Annotated in this window: 22 protein-coding genes and 6 tRNA genes; 5 read left to right on the plus strand and 23 right to left on the minus strand. The window is 47.8% G+C overall.

Annotation, left to right across the window (positions count from 1 at the left end):
* Nucleotides 1-44 precede the first annotated feature (44 nt).
* From H615_RS0100330 to H615_RS0100340, 3 genes are all read right to left on the minus strand, one after another.
* Nucleotides 45-428 (minus strand): carbonic anhydrase, encoded by a 384-nt coding sequence (locus H615_RS0100330; protein WP_027953300.1) that lies wholly within the window; start codon nucleotides 426-428, stop codon nucleotides 45-47.
* 80 nt (nucleotides 429-508) lie between these two features.
* Nucleotides 509-2,221: a DNA-binding protein gene (locus tag H615_RS0100335; RefSeq protein ID WP_027953301.1), complete on the minus strand. Its 1,713-nt coding sequence runs from the start codon at nucleotides 2,219-2,221 to the stop codon at nucleotides 509-511.
* A gap of 124 nt (nucleotides 2,222-2,345) precedes the next feature.
* Complete coding sequence (locus tag H615_RS0100340) at nucleotides 2,346-3,293, minus strand: MBL fold metallo-hydrolase (protein ID WP_027953302.1); 948 nt, start codon at nucleotides 3,291-3,293, stop codon at nucleotides 2,346-2,348.
* Nucleotides 3,294-3,426: 133 nt separating this feature from the next.
* Between H615_RS0100340 and H615_RS0100345 the strand changes: the two genes are divergently transcribed.
* On the plus strand, nucleotides 3,427-3,774 hold the full coding sequence (locus H615_RS0100345) for a hypothetical protein (protein WP_027953303.1): 348 nt from the start codon (nucleotides 3,427-3,429) through the stop codon (nucleotides 3,772-3,774).
* Nucleotides 3,775-3,847: 73 nt separating this feature from the next.
* Here H615_RS0100345 and cydC read toward each other — a convergent pair whose 3' ends face one another.
* From cydC to H615_RS0100365, 4 genes are all read right to left on the minus strand, one after another.
* Complete coding sequence (cydC, locus tag H615_RS0100350) at nucleotides 3,848-5,554, minus strand: thiol reductant ABC exporter subunit CydC (RefSeq protein ID WP_027953304.1); 1,707 nt, start codon at nucleotides 5,552-5,554, stop codon at nucleotides 3,848-3,850.
* Nucleotides 5,551-7,275, minus strand: coding sequence for a thiol reductant ABC exporter subunit CydD (gene cydD / locus H615_RS0100355; RefSeq protein ID WP_027953305.1), 1,725 nt, complete (start codon nucleotides 7,273-7,275; stop codon nucleotides 5,551-5,553). Before cydD ends, cydC begins: the two co-directional genes overlap by 4 nt.
* 153 nt (nucleotides 7,276-7,428) lie before the next feature.
* Entirely contained in the window at nucleotides 7,429-7,950 is a 522-nt protein-coding gene (locus H615_RS0100360) for a P-loop NTPase family protein (protein ID WP_027953306.1), read from the minus strand.
* Nucleotides 7,947-8,393: an NUDIX hydrolase gene (locus H615_RS0100365; RefSeq protein WP_027953307.1), complete on the minus strand. Its 447-nt coding sequence runs from the start codon at nucleotides 8,391-8,393 to the stop codon at nucleotides 7,947-7,949. The genes H615_RS0100360 and H615_RS0100365 overlap by 4 nt, the downstream gene beginning before the upstream one ends.
* A 103-nt stretch (nucleotides 8,394-8,496) precedes the next feature.
* Between H615_RS0100365 and H615_RS0100370 the strand changes: the two genes are divergently transcribed.
* A complete protein-coding gene (locus H615_RS0100370; RefSeq protein WP_027953308.1) occupies nucleotides 8,497-9,732 on the plus strand; it encodes an MFS transporter in 1,236 nt (411 codons plus the stop codon).
* Here the strand turns inward: H615_RS0100370 and H615_RS21745 are convergent.
* The 3 genes from H615_RS21745 to H615_RS0100385 all read right to left on the minus strand — a co-directional run bounded on the left by H615_RS21745 (nucleotide 9,670) and on the right by H615_RS0100385 (nucleotide 12,014).
* The gene (locus H615_RS21745; RefSeq protein ID WP_051254544.1) at nucleotides 9,670-10,467 is read right to left on the minus strand and encodes a helix-turn-helix domain-containing protein; all 798 of its coding nucleotides are present in this window, start codon (nucleotides 10,465-10,467) and stop codon (nucleotides 9,670-9,672) included. The genes H615_RS0100370 and H615_RS21745 overlap by 63 nt on opposite strands.
* Before the next feature lie 121 nt (nucleotides 10,468-10,588).
* A complete protein-coding gene (gene trxB / locus H615_RS0100380) occupies nucleotides 10,589-11,542 on the minus strand; it encodes a thioredoxin-disulfide reductase (RefSeq protein ID WP_425306994.1) in 954 nt (317 codons plus the stop codon).
* A gap of 145 nt (nucleotides 11,543-11,687) precedes the next feature.
* Entirely contained in the window at nucleotides 11,688-12,014 is a 327-nt protein-coding gene (locus H615_RS0100385; protein ID WP_027953310.1) for a four-helix bundle copper-binding protein, read from the minus strand.
* Between the two features lie 136 nt (nucleotides 12,015-12,150).
* Here H615_RS0100385 and H615_RS0100390 point away from each other — a divergent pair, with 136 nt between their 5' ends.
* Together H615_RS0100390 and H615_RS0100395 are read left to right on the plus strand one after the other, a co-directional pair.
* Nucleotides 12,151-12,438 carry a phospholipase gene (locus H615_RS0100390; protein ID WP_084162930.1) on the plus strand — a complete coding sequence of 96 codons (288 nt, stop codon included), beginning with the start codon at nucleotides 12,151-12,153 and terminating at the stop codon, nucleotides 12,436-12,438.
* 165 nt (nucleotides 12,439-12,603) lie between these two features.
* Nucleotides 12,604-13,752, plus strand: coding sequence for an FtsW/RodA/SpoVE family cell cycle protein (locus tag H615_RS0100395; protein ID WP_027953312.1), 1,149 nt, complete (start codon nucleotides 12,604-12,606; stop codon nucleotides 13,750-13,752).
* 42 nt (nucleotides 13,753-13,794) lie between these two features.
* Here H615_RS0100395 and glmS read toward each other — a convergent pair whose 3' ends face one another.
* The 6 genes from glmS to sigW form a co-directional block, all read right to left on the minus strand.
* Nucleotides 13,795-15,597: a glutamine--fructose-6-phosphate transaminase (isomerizing) gene (glmS, locus tag H615_RS0100400; protein ID WP_027953313.1), complete on the minus strand. Its 1,803-nt coding sequence runs from the start codon at nucleotides 15,595-15,597 to the stop codon at nucleotides 13,795-13,797.
* Nucleotides 15,598-16,084: 487 nt separating this feature from the next.
* Nucleotides 16,085-17,431, minus strand: coding sequence for a phosphoglucosamine mutase (gene glmM, locus H615_RS0100405; protein WP_027953314.1), 1,347 nt, complete (start codon nucleotides 17,429-17,431; stop codon nucleotides 16,085-16,087).
* Between the two features lie 57 nt (nucleotides 17,432-17,488).
* Entirely contained in the window at nucleotides 17,489-18,460 is a 972-nt protein-coding gene (locus H615_RS0100410) for a CdaR family protein (protein ID WP_027953315.1), read from the minus strand.
* A complete protein-coding gene (cdaA, locus tag H615_RS0100415) occupies nucleotides 18,453-19,265 on the minus strand; it encodes a diadenylate cyclase CdaA (protein WP_027953316.1) in 813 nt (270 codons plus the stop codon). Before cdaA ends, H615_RS0100410 begins: the two co-directional genes overlap by 8 nt.
* Before the next feature lie 142 nt (nucleotides 19,266-19,407).
* Nucleotides 19,408-20,070: an anti-sigma factor family protein gene (locus tag H615_RS0100420; protein WP_027953317.1), complete on the minus strand. Its 663-nt coding sequence runs from the start codon at nucleotides 20,068-20,070 to the stop codon at nucleotides 19,408-19,410.
* 15 nt (nucleotides 20,071-20,085) lie between these two features.
* The gene (gene sigW, locus H615_RS0100425) at nucleotides 20,086-20,649 is read right to left on the minus strand and encodes an RNA polymerase sigma factor SigW (protein ID WP_027953318.1); all 564 of its coding nucleotides are present in this window, start codon (nucleotides 20,647-20,649) and stop codon (nucleotides 20,086-20,088) included.
* A 174-nt stretch (nucleotides 20,650-20,823) separates the two neighbouring features.
* Here sigW and H615_RS0100430 point away from each other — a divergent pair, with 174 nt between their 5' ends.
* The gene (locus H615_RS0100430) at nucleotides 20,824-21,018 is read left to right on the plus strand and encodes an aspartyl-phosphate phosphatase Spo0E family protein (protein ID WP_027953319.1); all 195 of its coding nucleotides are present in this window, start codon (nucleotides 20,824-20,826) and stop codon (nucleotides 21,016-21,018) included.
* Nucleotides 21,019-21,027: 9 nt separating this feature from the next.
* Here the strand turns inward: H615_RS0100430 and rocF are convergent, their stop codons facing one another.
* The 7 genes from rocF to H615_RS0100465 all read right to left on the minus strand — a co-directional run bounded on the left by rocF (nucleotide 21,028) and on the right by H615_RS0100465 (nucleotide 22,851).
* Entirely contained in the window at nucleotides 21,028-21,930 is a 903-nt protein-coding gene (rocF, locus tag H615_RS0100435) for an arginase (protein WP_027953320.1), read from the minus strand.
* Between the two features lie 233 nt (nucleotides 21,931-22,163).
* A tRNA-Ala gene (locus tag H615_RS0100440) sits at nucleotides 22,164-22,239 on the minus strand.
* Nucleotides 22,240-22,242: 3 nt separating this feature from the next.
* A tRNA-Gly gene (locus H615_RS0100445) sits at nucleotides 22,243-22,317 on the minus strand.
* A gap of 10 nt (nucleotides 22,318-22,327) precedes the next feature.
* A tRNA-Lys gene (locus tag H615_RS0100450) sits at nucleotides 22,328-22,400 on the minus strand.
* A gap of 91 nt (nucleotides 22,401-22,491) precedes the next feature.
* Nucleotides 22,492-22,566: transfer RNA gene (locus tag H615_RS0100455), tRNA-Gln, on the minus strand.
* Between the two features lie 113 nt (nucleotides 22,567-22,679).
* Nucleotides 22,680-22,765, minus strand: a tRNA-Tyr gene (locus H615_RS0100460).
* Between the two features lie 10 nt (nucleotides 22,766-22,775).
* A tRNA-Thr gene (locus tag H615_RS0100465) sits at nucleotides 22,776-22,851 on the minus strand.
* Nucleotides 22,852-22,855: the final 4 nt, after the last annotated feature.

The raw sequence follows: 22,855 nt of genomic DNA on the forward strand, positions 1-22,855 counted from the left end.
CACCCGTTATACGGTATACATTCGATGCTGGGGAGGAAAATCCTCTATTCTACGACGACTTCCACTTCCCATTGATCATTCACATACAGACCGATGACTTCTACACCAAAGTCCCAGGACTTCACAAGGTCGACGGACTGCTTGATCTGTCCTTCCTTCACTTCACGATCCACTGGGTTTCCGGCACAGTTATGGTGGCCGACAACAGCGACGACATTGGATCCATGATTATCGGTGGAGATGTTGATTTTTGTTTTCACAGCATCCAGCTGCTCTTCTGATCCTTCCAAAAGGAACTTCGTCGGGCCGGCTTCTGTAATCATATCGATGTAGGCTGTATCGTATTTTTTCTGCATCCAGTAAATAACCGGAAGCTGTACTCTTCCATCCATACAGTTGATGGCGGTGGCAAACGTTTTTTCAGACATAAAAATTCCTCCTCATTTTTTCTATGTTTTCTATCTTATCATAAAGAAAAAACAGCAGGGGGCAAACCCCTGCTGCCTTCTTAATTGCTGATGCCTTCAATCTGCATTGTTTCCACCGTACCGGTTCCATTTTCCCGGATACGCGCTTCAAGATCCACCTGATCTCCTTCTTTCAGGAAGATCGATAACGGAGCCTTGCTGGTCGTAACGGTATAAATGGTCGTATCCCCTTCAAGGAGGAACTGCACGGACTGTCTGGATTCAGTGGAGGTTACGAGTACACGTTTGATGACGCCGCTCTTCTCCGTGAGGTCGACTTCCTGACTGCCTTCCACATTGCTTGGGTCCTGGGCAATCTGGAGACGGTAGGCGTTCAGCGTCTGCTTAGCCGTATCCCCGAAGACAGCAAAATCAGAATCTGCAGCCTTAATGTAGGCGTACTGCTTAAAGAGCCCGTTCGGATCCAGAACGTTCACAATCCACGTCGGGTGCCCATCCACGTTATAAAGCACCGGCATCGTTCCGGTCCAGTTTTTCTCCGGGTACTGCTTGTTAACGATCTGCACCGCCCCTTTACTGTCCATGATCCCCTGGTTCTGCTGGCCGTTGTAATACGTCAGTTCACCAGTACGGGCATCAATCAATGTATAGCCAAGGGCTGAGTCGATATTTTCTTTCGGTGAAGCCATATCCGTAAAGTAGTACATGGCCCCGTTCTCATCAAATATCGGGGTCACACTGCTCTCTGTTCCGGATTCATTCGGGATTTTCACATCTTTTTTACCAAAAATGGAGTTCAACCATCCGTTGATGTACTTACCGAAGTACTCATTCTCTGTAGCAGCCAGTTCAGAGCTGACCGATCCTTCAACAAATTCCGGCGCTTCTGAAGCCGGATAGGTTTCCACATCGCCGGTCACCGGGTCTACAACCGCCACTTTGATTTCCTGCATGTCCGGCCGATTGGAAAAGAACAACGGTTTGTAGATTGTCTGTACGTACCACGGCTTCCCTTCATCATCCACTTCAATCTGAGCTTCCCCGCTTTGAATGTGGTCCGGGTGGGCACTGTAAACGACACGCTGGACGTTATGGTTGAAGTAACTCGAGTTGGTATACTTCATTTTGCTTTGGACGAACTCAGGCTGGGCGTTAATGTTCGTCGCTGCGATCGTGAAATATCCTTCCGTCTCATTTCCACGCACATAACGCCAAAAGCTTGAGAATTCCACAGGAGCAACATAAACGATATCACCGTCCACCTGCTGGGCCTGAAGTTTTCCAAGGTCATAGAACTGCGTGTTCGGGACGACACTCATTGCTTTCTGCACTTTGTTACGAGCCGATTCAGGCGCAACAGAAATCGGCGTATTGTCCTCATTCAACGGACGGGCCTCCGCCTCTTCCGATTTGGCGATCGAATCATGGCTGTCCTGCAGGGCAAAAATGCTGTAGACGAACACACCTACAATTAAAACAGCGGTCACAAGAACAATGACGCCCGATAACGAGCGGTGCATCGTCTGATACTGTACAGGCACCTTGCCCCCGCCATAAACAAGCGGCACGAACAGGATGGCGACAATACTGTTCAAGATCAGCATATTCGGGATCGTGATGGTCGGCATGAACGCATAGGCAATCGCGAACATGAGGATAAAGCCGAAAATAAATACGCCGGCGGCTGTCCTCATAATCTTCTTTCTTCTCATACGGTTTTTCCAATAGACGATGAACGTCAGGATGAAAAATAAAATAAAGGATAATAGAGCTGTAATCAGCATTCCTATCATAAAAGTCAGAACTCCTTTCTATGTCTACAGCTTATTTACGTATCCGTCCTTCTTTGGTTTCAAAAAGTTTTCCGAAGGACGGACATAGAAAGCTCCCCGGATCTACCAAACGAAGATCAAGAGGTCAGACATTTTGTTTTTGGAGATAATCTGCAAGCCCCATGGCACACACTTCAAAATCGAGCTGAAGCAGTTGGTATACCGGGTGATCATCGGGAACGCCATTTCGGTTGAGGTAGGCGGACACACGCAGATGAAGCCGCTTTTGTATCCCCTCCGTCCCTTCTCCCTGTTCCAGAGCGTCCTTCGCTTCACTTACGAAAACAGGAATCCATTTCTTCACTTGATCAAACGCTTGTTCAGGATGGTCCGATGCCCCGTAATGACCGAAATACAAGCGTTCGGGATGAAGGCTCTCCATCTTTTCCATCGAGGAAATCATCACGTCCGGATCAAATTGATTGGGAGAGGTTGTAGGAAGGAAGAATGGTTCCATCCGGTCCTCTACCTGATGATAGCGTATCCCTGCGGTATCACCGGTGAATACCCCTCTGCTTCGTGAATCGTAGACGGCGAGATGGTGGCTGGCATGACCAGGGCTGTCATAGAACGTCAATGTCCGGTTATCTGACAGCTTCAAGGTCTCCCCCTCTTCCTTTACAACCAGCCTTTCTTCCGGAACAGGAAGGACAGGGTCGAACAGCTGATCAAACACGTCCCCGTACACCATACGGGCTCCCTTCACCAGTCTGGAGGGGTCGACAAGGTGGCGTTTCCCTTTCTTATGGACAATCACCTCAGCGTTGGGGCATTCCTTCAAAAGCAGCCCCACCCCGCCGGCATGGTCCAGATGAATATGAGTCAAAATGATCGACGCCACGTCCTCGGGGCGGATCCCCAGATCTGATAGTCCAGCCAGCACATATGGAATGGATGGGCTCGGTCCGGTTTCAATCAACGTCGGAGACTCCTCTTTGAATACATATGTACCTGTACGTCCCTCAAAGCCTAAATCATAACCGTCAATCAGATACAGATCCTCCCCTAATGCTGTAGGTGCTTTCTTTTCCAATCGGCTCACCTCTCCCTTAGATTTATCTTCAGTTTACTAGAAGTTCCCATAAAATGATAACGTTTTCTTATGTAGAGAAAGAGTCACAAAAATGGGCTGGGTGAATATCATGGGTGGTGAGGAGTTGGTTTCAATGACTGAAGAACGTCATCCACAAACCCCTTCCAAACCGGGGTACAGCGATTGTAAAAAGATGAAGCACTTTCACGTGATGGTCGAGATGGAGGATGGCCGGTCCTTTGATGGGATCCTCGTAGACGTTTCCGGAGACAGCTTCACTATCCTGATCAGCGAAGACGTCGTGGTCGATGAGCAAGGGCAGGTGATCGATGAACGCCAGTATGGATATGGACGCAGAAGGGCCCGCCGGTTCCGAAGAGGCATTTATCCGATTGCCGGTCTCGCCACGTTAGCTCTGTTCCCTTACGCTTTCCGTCCGTATCCCTATTACTACCCTTATCCATATCCATACTATTACTAAGGGAATCACGCTTATGTCTTATCTCAAACGAATTTAAAACAGCCGCCACAATTGTGTGGCGGCCTTTTTTCATTCAAGCAAGAATCGTCTGCTCAATCTGTTTCATTTCATAAAATAAACCTCGGCGGCTCATTAAGTCCTCATAGGATCCGGATTCCTGAATTTCCCCGTCTTCCATAACGATGATCTGGTCCATCTTTTCCAATCCGTTCAGTCGGTGGCTTATCAGAATGACAGTATCATCTTGAGCCTGCCGGAATAAGCGGTCGTAAATGCTTCTCTCCGTCAACGTGTCCACCGAAGAGGTCGGTTCATCGAGCAGCCACAGCCGCTTCCCTTTCAAAAAGACACGAGCAGCCGCCAGACGCTGTTTTTCCCCTCCTGATAAATTCTCTCCTTTTTCAAGGACTTGTTTATCGAGGGAAAAGGACAACCCTGTAGAAGCAAGAGCCGCTTGCTGCTGCTCCTCCGTAGCACCTTCATTTGCCATACTTAAATTGTCACGGATTGTACCGAAGAAAAAGTGGTTTTCCTGCAGCATCACATTGGTATGGGCCCAGAGACTCTCTTCATCAAGGGTCCGGATATCCTCTCCACCGACTTTCACGACGCCCGCATCTGCCGCATGGAATTTCAACAGCAGCTGGAAGATCGTCGACTTCCCTGAGCCGCTTGCTCCTACGATGGCTGTTTTACTGCCGGCAGGAATGGAAAAGGAAACATCCGTCAACGCCTGGCGCGGTTCTTCAGGAAACCGCCAGCTGACGTTCTCCATCCTAATAGACGGTGCATGGGAAGCATCCATTTCCTTTGTCCCGTTCTCTGTTTTTTCTTCATCCACCAAGGAAAATAACCGGGCAGATGCCCTCCGGCTGTCCTCCAAATGCGCAGGCAGAACAGCCATAGGTGCCGCATTTTCAAAAACAGTCAGGGAAATCATGACAAGCATCGCAAGGAACAACCCGTTCAAATCCCCGGAAGAAACGAGAAACGCTCCGAGGCCCAGGACGACCCATGAAACCATCAGCGTCACAAACGTGTTCCAGGAGTGGCTGGCAAGCATCTCACGGCTGTCCTTCTCCTGCTGTTGGAGGTAAAGGTGCGAAGCCTGCTGCAGCATCTCCTGTTTTTCAGAAAGCTGTTGATGAATTTTCAAGTCTCTGAATCCATAGATGAATTCAGTGGCCTCTGTAGAAAGCTGTCCTCTGGACTCGCGGACAAACCGGCTCGATTTCCTCTGCTTCACACTGTACCAGGCCGGGATCACCAGTCCCGTTACAACGAGTCCGAGCAGCAGAACCACGGCCACAGGAAGCGAAAAGATGGACGTGAACACAATCGTCCCTAAGAAAATGATGACGAGCACGACGGGTGGATAATACACTCGTAAAAAGAAGTTCTGCAGACTTTCCACGTCTCCGACAATCCGTGCAAGCAGGTCTCCGCTCCGATACTTTTGAAACAGCCTCGGGGCGGTCGGTTCCAGACGCTTATAAAACGTAACCCGCAGATGGCTCAGAATCGAAAAGGTCGCTCTGTGGGAAAAGTACCGCTCGGCGTACCGGCCAAGCGCCCTGGCAAACCCAAACAGCTTTAAAAAAGCAATCAGGACAGTCAGCGCATATAAAGGAGGTAGCAGTGCCGCTTTGGATATCAAGTACCCGCTGGAAGCAAACAAGCCTACAGCAGAGAGACCAGCGAGAAAACCAAAGAGAATCGACAGGAGAATATCTTTTTTCTCAAGCGTAACGAGACGAACGACTTCTTTGAGATCCTTCATGCCCCCTCTCCTCCTTTCTGCATTGTGACCATCTGTCGATATAGAGGCAGCTCGGCTTTTAATTGTTCATGGGTGCCTGTACCCACAGCACGTCCCTCATCGAGTACAAGAATCTGATCGGCCGCCTGAATCGTATGGAGGCGGTGGGCGACCGTAATCATAGTCGCCGCTTCCGACAGCTCTTGAATGGAGCGCTGAAGGACAGTCTCTGTTTTCACATCCAGCCCTGTCGTCGGCTCATCAAACAAAATAACGGAAGGCTTTTTCAAAAAGGCACGGGCCAGCGCAATCCGCTGCTTCTCCCCGCCGGATAAACCTCTTCCGCCCTCACCGATTGATGTATCCAATCCATCCTCCAACGTCTCAAGGAGCTGGGAAAGGCCTGCCTTCTCCGCCGCACGGGCCGTTTCTTCTCTGGAGGCGCCGGGAACTCCGATCGCCATATTCTCTGCAATGGTACCCGAAAAAAGATACGGGTGCTGGGAGATGTAACTGACACCGTTGAACCAGTCCGTTTCTTTATACGAATAGAGCGGACGTCCGTTCACGTCCACATCACCAGATGAAGGAGGAAGCAGTCCCGAAAAAATGTTGAGCAGGGTTGTCTTGCCTGATCCACTCTTTCCGACCACCGCCAGATGACTCCCTGCTGGAATGTCCACCGATACTGGATCAAGAGCGAATCCTTCCTCATACTGAAACTGAACAGCACGGAGAGACAAGGCCGGAGGCTGTTCATACGTAAGCCTCTGATCTCCCCATACCAACGAATGGTCCTCTTCGTTCAGCGTCTCCTCCAGCTGCTTGGAGGCCCCGGAAGCTCCACGTCCCGTATGGAACGCACTGCCGAACTCCTTCAGTGTTAAGTAAAATTCCGGTGCAAGAATCAAAATGAAAAAAGCGGTGAAAAAAGAGACACTTTCATACACAACAAGCCGGATGGCAATCTCAAGAGCAATCAGACCAATACTGAGCATGGAGATGAATTCAAGCATGAGGGAGGACACAAAGGCCACCTTCAGCACTTCCATCGTAGCCGTTTTAAATCCGAGACTGCTCGATTCAATTTCCTCCTGCTGGCGATGGCTGCGGTTGAACAGCTTCAACGTAACAAGTCCTTGGAGGGTATCCAGAAACTGTCCGGAAAAAGCCGAAAGCTTCTCCATCTGATCTTCCGATTTCTTCTTCGTCATCACACCGATGATCGCCATGAACATCGGTATGAACGGAGCTGTGATTACCATGATCAGCCCGGAATAAAGGTGGGCGGAAAACACAACGGCCAAAATCATCACAGGGATAATGAGGGTCTGGATCATTTGTGGAATATAGCGGCTGAAATAGCCGTCCAGTTCATCCACGGAATCCATGAGTACACTCACCTTTTGTCCGGACCGCCCGGTCACCGATGTGGAAATCGACTGCCTGGACATTTTTTCAATCAGACGATGCCGGTAATGCTCTTTGGCTTTCGAAGCAAGACGTATGCCGGTTTTTCCATTGAGCCATGTGAAGAGAGTACGTCCAGCCAACACGAGAAACAGCCCGGCAAACAAAGGCAGAACATCCTGGAGGCTTTGCTGACCAAGAAAAATCCGATCCACAATCGCAACGAAATAATAGGATTGACCGATAACACTGGCTCCGATGAGAAGAGACGTAAGGATTAACAGCGTCATCCCTTTTCGATCAGCAAAAGCAAAGCGGCTGAGATGCTTCATAATCTATAGAAAACTCCTTACACGTATTTTTTGTGAAGTTTTTCACATTACCTTTATTATAAAGGAAAGACACCCTTTTTTCTAAAGAGAAGCCTGAGGATTCTATGACAATTCTTTAACATCGTCCCCTTTTCTACAACCACTCATACAAGCTCAACGGCTCACATCGTCCAGAAAAGCATGGATCTCCCGTTTATTTTTCAATTGGATAACCTCTCTTGAAGGATTCTCCAATTGAAATTTCAAAAGCCGCTCCTGCATTTCCTTTTTCCGCCTGCGGTATGTGGTCACAACGAATGATAGAAAACCATAGTCCAGACGCTCCTCACATCCTGCCCCAAGATCAGGTCGTGATCGTCCGCGGAACTGCCACCAGCGTCTGAGGACACGATAGAGGCAGACACGTAGAGGCAGCTCCACATAGACGATCGTATCGGCCCGCGCTGCCCTGATGTTATAGGTGGGCCGGTAGTTCCCTTCGATAATCCATTCGTCTCCGGCTGTGACCGCCTTTTGACGGGCGGCAAAAACGTCAGGATCCGCTTCCTTCCACCCCGGCTCCCAGTGAAGAGCATCCAGATGATAAACGGGGAGATCAAGACGTTTTCCCATTTCCCGGGCCAGCGTGGACTTGCCCACGCCGGACGATACACCAAGAATCATGACCCTCTTCACTCTGGAACCTCCTTCAAGATCAACCGTGCTCGTTCATCCAGGTTTTCCGGCAGCTCATTCAGCGGATAGTAAGCAAGTTCCAATGTTTCATGATCCGGGATGCTTTCTGTCCCCTTTGTCTTACCAGCCAGGAAGACGGTAATGACGTTGTACACCTCATCACCGTTCGGATATTGAAAGTAGTAATCTTCACCGGAAAACGTTCCAATCTGGGTCAAGGAAGATACGGCAAGGCCGGTTTCTTCCTTCCATTCCCTTGCGGCGGTCTCCTCCAGCGTCTCGCCCGGCTCAAGAGCTCCGCCGGGAAGTCCCCATTCTTCTGTATCTGAACGAAGCTGAAGCAGCACCCTGCCCCGATCATCTTGTACGATGATGGTGGATCCGGCTGTAATCAGTGGACGGGAACCGATTTTTTTACGAATGTCACGAACATATTCGCCCATCACAAGTACCTCCTCCATCATTATGAATCTTGCTTGAAATCCCACCAATATTTCAGACGATTCTTTCCATTCTCTCCCTTAAGATAAAAGGGGAGGTGAACCTATGTATAAAACTCTGTGGAACAACCCTGATATTCGTTTCTATATGACAGCAGGAGCGGTTTCAAGGCTTGGGGATTCCTTATCCGCCATGGCCTTCTTATTTCTCGCATACGATTTAACCGGATCAGCTCTTCATACAACAGGCATTGCTTTAGCTGAAACCATCCCTTATTTACTTTTTGGACTGATCGGAGGAGGAGTGGCGGACGCCCTTCCAAAAAAACGACTACTTGTAACACTGGACCTTCTTCGTGTGCCTCTTATGCTTACCGTAGTCGCTCTGGAGATGATGAACATGCTTTCCTTTTCTGTGCTCTTTGCATCCAGTTTTTTGATTCAATCCGCCGGATGTTTTTTCAACCCTGCCCACCGCTCCGTCCTGCCTATGGTAACGACAGAGGCGGAGCGCTCAGCTGCCAACAGCCTTTATGACACACTGACTCGTGGCATTACTATTGCCACACCGGTAGCTGCTGCAGCCCTTATCCAAACCGCAGGCGTCATTCATTTTTTTACACTGGATGCTTGCACCTACCTTTTGAGTGCATTCGTTTTATCCAAACTTCACTTAAAAGAATCCAACAAGAGTCTCCCTTCCCCTAAGTTCATCTTTTCCTCTATCTATGAATTTTTAACTTGGATGGTTGGAAAAGTCCGCGTGAGGCATCTGTTTGTTCTCACGTTTTATACGGTCTTCCTGAATACATGGGTGTGGGAGGTTGGTATACTGCTGGCTCTTGAAGAGCTGACCAGCGAAAGTGAGAAGCTTTACAGCATGATTAAAGGCGTTTTTGGAGCTGTCGTGATCATCACGAATTTATGTATCCCCTTTTTCATCAGGTCTTTTTCATTCAAACATTATATTACAGGAGCCTGCTTGTGGGGACTCGGTCTCTTTTATCTCGGTGTGTTTTACAGCCCCGGTCATTTTTTTATCGGAACGATTCTCATTGGAATAGGGCTGCCAACCGCAAGTCTAGCCCGCGTCTACTTAATACAAAAGCTTGTCCCGGAAGAGAAGATGGGGCGCGCCTTCAGTACAAATGCTGTACTTCTATACGGCTCAAATACATTGTCCCTGCTCTTATATGGGCTGCTGACATCCATACTTTCCACTCCCTCATTAATGATGGTCAGCGGGGCTCTCATGCTGATTCCTTTTTTCACAATCGTCCTATGGATGTTGATAGGATCGACGAAGCTGAGTCGGCGTTTTCCCGTACATTTTTTTAAATAAGGCATGGTAGGAGGACACACTGGAAAAGCCATGCTTCAAGGCGAGGGTAAGGATGCTCTCTGTTGTATAAAGAAGGTCAGGCTGACTGCGGATTAATCGGTACAGCTGAAGCCATGAATAGGGAGCAAGGCCGGTTTCTCTTTTAAACCAGTGAGCCAGCTGATATTTGTTCACCTGTGCAGCCACTGCCATGTCATCAAGCGTCCATCCTGTGGTGTACCCCTCCTTAAGAACAGCCATCAATTGCCGAATAGGATCCGAATAGCGGCTGACGGGCAGATCAACCTGGTGAGATCCAGCACCGTATTCCACCATGAGCACGGCCAGTTGTGTAAGTGCATGATCCAGCAGCAGGTCAGAGCTCTGATCCTGATGATCTGTGAGATATCCTCTGACAAATGACAACCACTGGAGAAACAGCGGGTGCTTATAAGAAACTTCTGCGAACTCCACTGGTGCATGGATCGAGAGTTCTGCAGCCGCTTCTTGAATAAAGAATGGGTGCAGCTCAACAAGAAATTTCTCCTGAAATGCATGCAGCTGTTTATGTGGTGCAGTTGGATTCATTAGAAGAAATGCTCCTTCTTCTATGGACATGTCTCCAAACTTCGTCTGATACCTTCCTTTACCCGTAGGCGAAAAGATCAGCTTGTAAGAAAAGTCTTCTCTCCATGATCTTTCCCCAAGCTGATCGAAACGCTGCAGAAATAATCCGTTCGTCTGCTGCCAAATCAAGCTTCCCTCTCCTTTCTTTCGTTACACGTTCAGTGATTGTATTCTACCTACTAATTCCAAAATATTCAAATACATACATCTGGATATAAAAAGAGACCGCCCCTTCCAGGGCAGTCTTTCATTAAGAAAGGTTCTGGCTCCAATCGACAGCCGCTTCGCCTTCCAGGAAGCGTTCAGAATCCATTGCGGCCATACATCCTGTGCCGGCTGCTGTAATGGCTTGACGGTACTTTTGATCCTGGACGTCCCCGCAGGCGAAGACGCCGGGGATATTCGTATTGGTCGTCCCTGGTTCAACAAGGAGATAACCCTTCTCATCCATATCCAGCTTTCCTTTTAGAAAATCTGTGTTTGGATTGTGACCGATGGCAACGAAAATCCCATCTGTATCGATAACTTCCTCTTTACCGGTTTCATTATCCTTCACTTTGATGCCCGAAATTTTCATCCCGTCTGAGACCATCTCCACCGGCGTTTTATTTAAAGCCCATGTCACCTTATCATTTTCCTGTGCCCGCGACTGCATGATTTTAGAAGCACGCAGTTCATTTCTCCGATGGATGACCTGTACCTCACTCGCAAATTTAGTCAGGAAGGTGGCTTCTTCCATCGCCGAATCGCCGCCGCCGATGATCACAACTTTTTTCCCGCGGAAAAAGAACCCATCACAGGTTGCACAAGTGCTCACTCCTTTTCCGATATTCTCTTTCTCGCCGGGAATACCGAGAAGTTTGGCGGAAGCCCCCGTGGAGATAATCAGACTTTTCGTCTGTATTTCGCCGATGCCATCCACCTGAAGGGTAAATGGCCGCTGATCCACCTGGACATCTGTTACCCAGCCCCGTTTAAAAACAGCGCCGAACCGTTCCGCCTGCTTTTTCATATTATCCATAAGTTCAGGCCCCATGATGCCATCCGGGAAACCGGGGAAGTTCTCCACCTCCGTGGTCAGGGTCAACTGACCTCCAGGTTCAGGTCCCTCGATCACCAGGGGTTCCATGTCTGCGCGTGCAAGATAGACGGCGGCTGTCAAACCAGCCGGTCCTGTTCCTAAGATGACAGATTTGTAGATCATAGAAGTGCCTCCTTTAAAATGACTCGTATTAGTGTTATATCCCATTCTCCCCAATGTCATGCCTCTGCCTGAGGATACTGGAACGGTTTTTGAGGCAGGGTCACTCCCTCGTTCTCATAAAAAAACTCCACCGTAAAGTGGAGTTTTATGCAATCTGCCTGCAGGCTTCCGCGCATTCAAAGCACGCTTTGGCGCATTCACGGCAGTGCTCATGATCATGCTTCTGACATTCCTCCCCGCATGCTTCACATATCGTTGCACAAACACCAGCAAGTTCAGCAGTAAATGGGGAGTTTCTTGCTATCGCCTGTTCTAAGTATCCGCAGATGTCTGCACATTCACGATCCAGACGGATGCAGGAGGTCATCATCTGTACATCTTCCTCTTGAAGGCAGGCATCAAAGCAGTGGCTGCAGGCTTCCATACATTGATGAAGCTTTTGAATCAGGTTCTCATATTTTTCATGTGCCATGGAATCTCCTCCTTACAATTTTATACAAAACTATATCTCTTTTCTTCCCTTTTTAAACATAGGTAAACAGGTGACCACTCCAAACCGGCGCTTTGAGCATACACTATCATCAGATCATGGATATGGAGGTGATTCTATGCCTGGACGAAGAAGACCTGCACGCCGCCCTGGATTTTGTGTGTTTCCCGGTTACAAATACTGCGGTCCTGGATGCAGCGGACCGGGAGAGCCGGTCAATGCCGTCGATGCTGCCTGTAAAGCTCATGATGAGTGCTACCGCTATACAAAGAATTACTGTTATTGTGATGATGCTTTCATTTGTCGTTTAGGACAGCTCCAGAACCCACGGACCCGTGAAGGACGTCACGCCCGTACGATGTATAACTATATGAAATTCCAACGCCTGTTCACCTGTTCGTTTTAAGAAAGACAAAGAAAGATGTCTTTCTTTTTTTATGGCTTGATCCTAAGGAAATTATTATGAAATATAGGCTGCCGTCACTTTTCAAAACCCAATTCTGTGCTTATAATAGTCATCAGCACGCTTATTCTGCATGCGTCGCCAACACGAGAGGATGTAGGACTAATCATGAAATTCGAAGAAAGGTTTGACTGGCAGCTGTTCTTTATTATCTGCTGTTTTATTGCGATCAGCTCCGTCGCCTTGTTCAGCGCTCAGCAAAGTACGCAGTACAATGAGAATTTCGTACTCAAACAGCTGGTCTGGTACGGGGTCGGCGGAGTCGTTATTGGGTTTATGATGATCGTGGATCCCGAAGATTTTAAAAAGATCAGCTGGTACTTATATGGTTTCGGTCTTGTTTTACTTATTGCCTTGATCCTGGCACCATCATCCATCGCTCCTGTCATTAAAGGACAGAAAAGCTGGTTCACCCTGCCAGGTTTGTCTCTGCAGCCTGCAGAGCTTGTTAAAATTTTTACGATACTCGTTCTCGGAAGAATTGCCGTTAATCATAACAGCAAAAGCGTCTCGACGCTGAAGTCAGACTTTCTGCTCCTTCTTAAGTTGGGAGCCGCTGCAGGCGTCCCATTCCTTTTAGTCATGCAGCAGCCTGACTTAGGGACAGGCCTCGTCTTTCTAGCCATACTTGCAGGTTTTATCCTGGTTTCCGGAATCCAATGGAAAATCATCCTGCCGATATTCGCTGTGATTTCAGCACTTGGGACAAGCCTGATCTGGCTGGCGATCCAAGCTCCACAAATTCTGGATAAATACCTCGGGGTAAAGGAATATCAGCTGGGACGGATCTATTCCTGGTTCCAGCCGACCAAATATGAAGATTCCTCAGGCTATCAGCTCGTCAAAGCCATGCGGGCGATAGGATCGGGGCAGCTGTATGGAAAAGGCTTCGGAGAAAGGGAAGTGTATCTGCCTGAAGCTCAAACGGACTTTATTTTCAGTATCATCGCTGAAGAATATGGATTTCTCGGCTCGTGTGTCGTCATTATCCTGTTTTTCTTCCTGATCTACCGCTTTACGACGATCGCATTTAAAGCGAACAGTCATTACAGCTCCTATGTCATGGTGGGGATCATCAGTATGATCGCCTTCCACGTCTTCCAAAACATCGGTATGTCTGTGCAGCTTCTTCCTATTACAGGGATTCCACTGCCATTCATCAGTTACGGGGGGAGTGCCCTCTTAGGAAACCTGATGGCTCTCGGCATCGCTTTCTCGATATCGTACCATCATAAAACCTATATGTTCGGAGAATAAAAAAAGCTTCAGAGGATCAATTCCTCTGAAGCTTTTTTAGTCTTATTCGACAGTTACACTTTTCGCAAGGTTACGTGGTTTGTCTACGTCACAGTCACGGTGAAGCGCTGCGTAATAGGAAATCAACTGAAGCGGTACAACAGATACAAGCGGTGTCAGGATCTCATGAACGTGAGGAATGACAAATGCATCGCCTTCCTTATCCAGACCTTTCATGCTGATGATCATGCTGTTGGCTCCACGTGCTTCCACTTCCTGTACGTTTCCGCGGATGGAGTAGTTGACGTTTTCCTGTGTCGCAAGTGCTACAACCGGCGTGCCTTCTTCAATCAGAGCGATGGTTCCGTGCTTAAGCTCTCCACCAGCGAATCCTTCCGCCTGGATGTAGGAGATCTCCTTCAGCTTCAGTGATCCTTCAAGCCCGACATAAAAGTCGATTCCACGACCGATGAAGAAGCAGTTGCGTGTCACCGGCAGATATTCACGGGCGAGGTCTTCAAGCTCTTCTTTTTGATCCGTCAAGGCTTCCATAGCATTCGCTACAATTCCAAGCTCCTGCATCGGGTCAAAATCAAGCTCGATTCCTTTAGCGCGGGCTGTATCCACAGCCAGAATCGCAAGTACAGCCATCTGGGCTGTATAAGCTTTTGTAGACGCTACTGCAATTTCAGGACCCGCATGCAGATGCAGTGTATAATCCGCCTCACGGGAGAGGGTGGATCCTGGAACATTGGTAATCGTCAGGGCCGGGTGGCCAAGTTCTTTCGTCTGAACAAGAACGGAACGGCTGTCTGCTGTTTCCCCACTTTGGGAGATGTATACAAACAACGGCTTCTCGGATAGAAGCGGCATGTTATAGGAAAATTCACTTGCCACGTGGACTTCAACTGGAATATTCGCCAGTTTTTCGATGAACTGTTTCCCAAGAAGACCGGCATGATAGCTTGTTCCCGCAGCAATGATGTAAATACGGTCGCATTCCTTCATCGCATTGCGGATGTCAGCATCCAATTTAATGTCGTCGTTCTCATCCTGGTACTCCTGAATGATTTTACGGATAACGAAAGGCTGCTCATCAATCTCCTTCAGCATGAAGTGAGGATAGGTGCCTTTTTCGATATCTGTCGCGTCGATTTCAGCTGTGAACGGCTCACGAGTGACTACGTCACCTTCAGGAGAAAGAATTTCAACACCGTCACGGCGGACGATCACTGTTTCTTTATCCATCAGCTCAAGGAACTGATCCGTTACGTGAAGCGCCGCCATAGAGTCACTCGCTACAACGTTGAAATCATCACCAAGACCTACAAGAAGCGGGCTCTTATTTTTTGCTACATAAATCGTGTCTTTATTCTCACGATCAATGAGAGCAATCGCATAGGAACCTGTCAGAAGCTTCACGGCTTTACGGAAGGCAGCCGCTACATCGTTCATTTCATTGTGCAGGACTTCAATCAGCTGGACGATGATCTCTGTATCTGTTTCACTCTTCAGTTCAACGCCTGCCAGGTATTCGTCACGCACATCCACATAATTTTCGATAACACCGTTATGAACGAGCGTAAAACGGCCGGAAGTACTCTGGTGCGGGTGAGCGTTCTCTTCACTTGGAGCTCCGTGAGTGGCCCAGCGTGTATGACCGATACCGTGAGTGGATGCTACGTTTTCGTCTACAGCACCGCGCAGCGCTGCAATACGGCCTTTGACTTTCGTTACTTCCACGCCGTTTTCGTTCAAGGTAGCAATTCCGGCAGAGTCATATCCGCGGTACTCAAGCTTTTCCAATCCGTTCAGCAAAATTTCCTTTGTATCCTGTTGTCCAATATATCCTACAATTCCACACATTATTGTTGTCCTCCTTAAATTAACGAGAAGGGCAACGAATATAAGCTCGGGGCTTTTCGCTGCCCCTCTCCCTCAACTATCTATATCTTCTGCACTTTATCCAGCCGTATTGTTCGAAAAGTCGCCTTTCCGTTTTACAGCTGAACCTGCGGCTGAAGTGTCACAGCCGGGAGGCATCCGCCGAATGCTCGATGAACCTCCACCTCGTCAACTGCGCATAGTAACGTTCCATCTGCACAGTCCTGGCGCTTTTAATGATTGATGACCTCTATCCTCCCTATCTGTTTCAAAATAAAGCCTCTCTCATCTGTTACCCTTAGCTTTTCCCTATTAAAAGGATTTCGACAGATTTTTCAAGCACAAGTCATATTTTACCTGAGCCTTGTGAAAAAGGTCAATAAAAATAAGAGGCGTTAATGAATTGTAAGGACCTTGTAATAGAATATGCGCAGCTCTCCTTTCATGTGAAGAGCTGCGCGTCCATGCTTTATTCCATACCCAATTCTTCTTCAACGACTGCAACGACTTTGTTACAGTAAGTTTCACATTGCTCTTCTGTCGGAGCTTCCACCATGATCCGCACAAGTGGTTCTGTTCCGGAAGGGCGGACAAGGACACGGCCGCTGTCTCCCATTTCCTCTTCCACTGCCTGGATGGCTTCCTGAATACGTGGGTGGGTCTGTACACGGTTTTTATCAATGACTTTTACATTTTTCAAAACCTGTGGGAACTTCTCCATCTCCGCAGCAAGCTCTGAGAGAGGCTTTCCTGTCTCTTTAACGACGTTTACAAGCTGCAGGGCGGAAAGCATTCCGTCCCCTGTCGTGTTATGTTCAAGGAAGATGATGTGTCCGGATTGCTCTCCTCCGAGGTTGTAGCCGCCACGGCGCATTTCTTCCATCACATAGCGGTCGCCGACAGCAGTTTTATCACTCTTAATGCCGTTGGCTTCGACAGCTTTATAAAATCCAAGGTTACTCATGACAGTGGATACGACTGTAGAATGGTTAAGGAGACCTTTCTCATTCATATATTTGGCACAGATGAACATGATACGGTCGCCGTCTACAATGTTTCCTTTCTCATCGACAGCAATTAAACGGTCCCCATCGCCGTCAAAAGCGAGTCCGATATCCGCTTTTTTCTCTTTAACAAGAGCCTGAAGAGCTTCCGGATGCGTGGACCCGAACCCAGCATTAATATTCAGGCCGTCCGGAGACGAGCCGATAGAGGAAATATCCGCTTCCAGATCAGCAAACAGATGAGAAGCCAGTGAAGACGTCGCCCCGTGTGCACAATCAAGCGCAATATGAAGGCCGTCAAAATCATAATCCACGGTCTGCTTCAAGTGCTGCAGGTATTTCTGGCAGCCTTCAAAATAATCATTGATCTGACCAAGGTCCGCACCGGATGGGCGTGGAAGATCGTCTTGTTCTGCATCAATCAGTGCTTCGATTTCCGCTTCCTGGTCGTCTGTCAGCTTAAAGCCGTCCGGACCGAAGAATTTGATACCGTTGTCTTCCACTGGATTGTGGGAAGCAGAAATCATAATGCCAGCCTCTGCCTGAAGCGCTTTGGTCAAAAAGGCCACCCCTGGTGTGGAAATGACGCCGAGACGCATCACTTCCGCTCCAATAGAGAGAAGACCCGCAGCAAGTGCCCCTTCCAGCATTTCGCCGGAAATACGAGTATCACGGCCGATTAAAACCTTCGGACGTTCCACCCCTTTGGTTACAACATAACCGCCGTAACGTCCTAGTTTAAAAGCCAGTTCTGGTGTTAATTCTTTGTTGGCGATCCCACGAACGCCGTCTGTTCCGAAATATTTACCCATTTTCAACGAACCTCTCTTTCTGTCCTATGCATATCAATTAAGTATAATTATTCTGATTTACTCTCCCTGCTGATCGTCAAGGACGTCAATGGTGACTTCAATCGTTTCCGGTGATACAGCTGTCGTGCCGTCCGGAAGGGGTACCTCAACGTCAATCACCTGATCTTCGGTCACTTCTGTGACATCCACTGGAATTTCAACAGGTTCTTCAATACCGGCCAGGACCTCTTCAGGACCCTGGTACGTTACATTTTCTACTTCCGTTGTTACTTCTTCAATCAGAACCCCTTCCTGAGTACCGCCGCTTGCTTCCGGCGTCACAGGGACCTCTTTCGTTCGTTTGGATACAGGGACGCTTACATCAACAGCCGCAGGCTCTACAAGAACGTTCAGTTCATTGCCCTGATTGTCATAAACCTTTACAGGAGCTTCTTGCTGCTCAACGGTACCTTCAGCGGCGCCTACATCAACGATGGCTCTTACAGAAGCTACACGTTCAACGACCGATGCCGCGCCTGTGATCTCCACCTGAGCCGGAGAGACTTTCGGTGTTCCAAGCTCAAGGCTGGTGTCCAGATTGTTCTCATTTGCATAATCGATGCTTACATCATAATTTTCGGTCGTCTTTTCTTCAATTTCCACTTCAATAATTTTCGGTTCAAGGGAAACAGCAAGCTGGCTGCTGATTCCTGAATGCTGGAGGGATACCTCATGGGTCCCAGGTCCAAGGTCATTCAAATCTACAAAAACGTTGAAGTTCTTCTGACGTGAAACGGGGGCTACAGCTCCCGCTGGACCCTCGACTGTCACGGTCACATCCTGCGGAATCCCGCTGACCACATATTCTTCACTGTCAAAGCGGATTTCAAGTGGAATGTTTTCCATCGTTTCAGATTCTGACGATGTCTCATTGAAAAACAGCGAGTCAGAATCCATGTTGTTATCGACATTGACCGTCACCCAGAGCAGACCGGCTAAAAGAAGTGAGATAATCCGGATAAACCATACACTTTTAAACCAATTATCCATTCTTTTTCCCCCTCCAGTTCCAGCTTTTAACGGCAGGAGCGGAGTAATCAAGCTCTGTACGCAGCATTTCCTCAAGCTTCACCTGATCGAGCTCGCGGTGCAGCTCACCATTTTTCGTACAGGAAATCGCTCCGGTCTCCTCAGATACGACAATTGTCAGCGCATCTGTCACTTCACTGATTCCCATCGCCGCCCGGTGCCGTGTTCCAAGTTCCTTCGAGATAAAAGGACTTTCCGACAACGGAAGATAACAGGCAGCAGCTACGATTTCATCATTCTTAAGTATGACGGCTCCATCATGAAGCGGTGTATTCGGTATGAATATGTTGGTGAGCAGTTCACTCGATAAATGTCCATTGACCCGGATCCCCGTCTCCACGTAGTCTCCCATGCCCGTATCGCGCTCAATCGTAATCAAGGCTCCGATTCTGCGCTTAGCCATATAGTTGCAGGATTTAATGATCGCCTGCAGTGTTTTTTCCGTATCTTCTTCCTCTGACGAATTCCTGCTGAAAAAACTTCCCCGCCCGAGCTGTTCAAGAGCCCTTCTCAGCTCCGGCTGGAATAGGATGATAATAGCAAGGAAACCCCAGGTGATGGCCTGTGACATGAGCCATCGCAGTGTGGTTAGTCCAAATAAATTACTCAGCAGCCATATCCCCAGGATAATGAAGATTCCTTTTAGAAGCTGGACCGCCTTCGTCCCTTGGATCAGCATGATTAATTTATATACAACAAACCAGACAAGGGCGATATCCACAGTTATCAGCAGGTAATCTAAAACATCCAGTCCCCCATCAAGCATGCCTACACTTCCTTTTAAATAAAATAAATCTGAAAAATTCACATTTACCATTATATCACATAAGCTTTTTTGAATATATCAGAACCTGTCCTGATCTTATCATACCCAAAAAAAAGACAGAATGACCTATATCATCCTGCCTTTAGTCTTCCTGTTCGGATCCGAAGGAGAAAATATCTGACACGGTTTGTTTCGTATGATACCAAACCCATTCATAAATCTGGTTCACTTCGGTCAATTCCCCTGAGTAGGCTCTGAGATCAGAACGGTTCAGTTCCCCTGATCCCGGCTCCCCGGCTGTTCCTTCCAGAATGTCCCCGTTAATGATGGTCACATTTCCATCGACAGCCCCGTCAATCCGCAGGTCCCCGTTTCGAACGACAAGGTCCCCCTTAACCGTGACACCATCCGGTACAATCACCGTGTGCTCTCTGATTTCAAGGTTTTCCTGTTTGGATACCGTCACCTGCTGATCCTGATTCCATGCTGTGAAAATGCCACTGAACATGAGAATAAAGAATACAGCAGCGGCGGTCAGAATCGGGTGCTGCTGCAGCCGGCGTATATAATTTCTCCGTTTTTTCTGCTTTGGGAGACTGTTCATCACATTTGCTGTAAACCGAGGCGGTGCAGAAACTGGAGATGTATTGGTAATCAGCGTAGTCGTCCGCTTCAGTTCATGAAAATGGCTCTGGCAGGACGGACAGCTCTGCAGGTGATCTCTCAGTCGTCGTTCTTCCTCTGTGTTTAATTCGCCGTCTAAATACTTATGCATGAGTGTAATGGCTTCTTTTCTGCAATTCATTCCCTCTCAACTCCTTCATACATGGCGAAGCCGTTTTCTTAGTGCTTCCCTTCCTCTGTGCACCCTTGTCTTCACCGTCCCTACGGGAATATCAAGGACTTCGGCGATTTCCTGGAGAGCTAGCTCATCCAAATACCGCAGAACAATCACGCTTCGATATTTCGGAGGCAGGGCAAGGATTTCCTTATGGATGTACGTCTGCAGCTCAAGGCTTTCGACCTCTTCCTCAGGCAGGGCCTGATCTGCAGCCAGCTGAGAGTACATATCCAGTCCATCCGTGCCCTTCACTTCAGCATCGAGGTGATAGTCCGGCTTCTTCTTCCGGATGCGGTCTATCGATAAGTTGGTAGCTATTCTATAGAGCCATGTTGAGAATTTGCGCCGCTCATCAAACGTGTGGAGGTTTGTATAGGCCCGGATAAATGCTTCCTGTGCAAGATCTTCAGCTTCGTATGAGTTCCCGATCATCCGCAGACATATATGATAGACTTTGTTCTGATAAAAAGAAACAATGTCTTCAAATGCTGCCTGATCTCCCTTTTTCACTTGTTTTATTTTCTGTTTTATCATGGTTTCCATTTGTTATACCTCCGCTATATGTGCGGTCGATATCCTTTACGGATGACCTCGCCTCAAAGTTTCAAAAAAATATATAAAAAAATATATATCTTTTTCCTAAATATAAGTTTAACTTTTTTTAGTATCGGATATAAAGCTGTAAATGTAAAAAATTTCTTAGGAGGACTACAAAACATGACGCGAGTGACTTCGTTGACAGAAGAAATCGAAGCTTGTCGTTTGGAAATGAGCCGTTTAGCCCGCCTCCATCACTTAACATCCCCCGAAGTTGTCAAGGTGAGCGTTAAGCTGGATCAGCTTCTTAATGAATATGATGAAGTGCAACATAAAAAACAGCAACCTGCCTTAAGTAAAGCAGGTTACTGTTAATGATCGAACTTATTTCAGCGTTTCTCCAAATAAAGAACCCATCAAACCGACCGCTACGCCGGCGGTTTTATTTTTTTCATCGAGGATAGGATTGACTTCTACAAATTCTGCGGAGGTAATCATTTCCGATTGATGAAGCATCTCCATAGCCAGATGACTTTCCCGATAACTCAGGCCGCCCATAACAGGTGTGCCGACACCCGGCGCATCATTAGGGTCCAGACCGTCCAGATCAAGGCTGAGGTGCACGCCGTCTGTCCTGTCCTTCAAATAGTCCACGGTTTCTTCAATGACTTTAGTCATTCCCATACGATCCACTTCATGCATCGTATAGACTTTGATCCCCTGCTCTTTAATCAGTACCTTCTCCCCTTCATCCAGAGAGCGGGCACCGATGATGACGATGTTCTCAGGCTTAATCTTAGGAGAATAGCCATGAATGCCCGTAAGCTTTTCATGTCCGATCCCCAGACTTGCTGCCAGCGGCATTCCATGAATATTTCCGGACGGTGAACTGTCCGCTGTATTTAAATCCCCGTGAGCGTCATACCAGATCACTCCGAGATTATTGTAGTGTTTTGCGACTCCTGCAAGAGTTCCCATAGCAATACTGTGATCTCCTCCTAATACAAGAGGGAAACGGTTGTTTTCGATGACCTGATCGACCGCTTGAGCCAGTCTGCTCGTTCCTTCAGCTATTTCGTGAAGGTTCCTAAGGTTATCATGCTTTACATCCGTCTGATGCTTCGGACGAGGAATCTCAATGTCTCCTAGATCTTCAATGGTATAACTCAACTGCTCTAGACGTTCAACCATCCCTGCATACCGGATAGCACTTGGACCCATATCGACTCCTCTGCGCATTTGACCAAGATCCATGGGTACTCCGATTACTGAAAGCTGTTTATTCATTAAAGTTCCTCCTTTTAACACTATTTTCATTGTATCCGTTTTATTAAAGATGACTCAACTGGACATCATTGTGTATATATATACGTTATTTCCTGCCTTATAGTGGTAATCGTGCATGTTTACAAGCTTCCTGCCAAACCATCGGATGACCAGATATAAAAAAAGCCTGACAAAGTCAATGTCAGGCTTTCTATCGTATAAAAGATCATCAGGATCTATTTCGTTCTATGTAATGGTGGAGCCTAGCGGGATCGAACCGCTGACCTCCTGCGTGCAAAGCAGGCGCTCTCCCAGCTGAGCTAAGGCCCCATATGGAGCGGGAGACGGGATTCGAACCCGCGACCCCCACCTTGGCAAGGTGGTGTTCTACCACTGAACTACTCCCGCAAAAAAGAGATGAGCCATGAAGGATTCGAACCTTCGACCCTCTGATTAAAAGTCAGATGCTCTACCAGCTGAGCTAATGGCTCCTAAGGAAAATGATACTCGTTTTTTTATGAGCATTGCGCTCATTATATAGAATATGCTCAACACATGGTAGTCTTATTCTTAAAGGAAATATGGCTGGGCCAGCTGGATTCGAACCAGCGCATGACGGTACCAAAAACCGTTGCCTTACCGCTTGGCTATGGCCCAACAAGTACAAAATTAGTATAACCATCTTAAGAATATTATACAATCATGTGGAATTTTTTCATAAAAAATAGCTGATGATTAAGTCAGCTTCTTATGAAACATTAAAATAAAAATGGTGGAGGGAGTAGGACTCGAACCTACGAACCCGATGGGAGCGGATTTACAGTCCGCCGCGTTTGGCCAACTTCGCTATCCCTCCACTTGAAAAGTGGTGCCGGCCAGAGGACTTGAACCCCCAACCTACTGATTACAAATCAGTTGCTCTGCCAGTTGAGCTAGGCCGGCTAAA

Source organism: Halobacillus kuroshimensis DSM 18393 (genome assembly GCF_000425705.1).
In the GTDB taxonomy this organism is placed as follows: domain Bacteria; phylum Bacillota; class Bacilli; order Bacillales; family Halobacillaceae; genus Halobacillus; species Halobacillus kuroshimensis.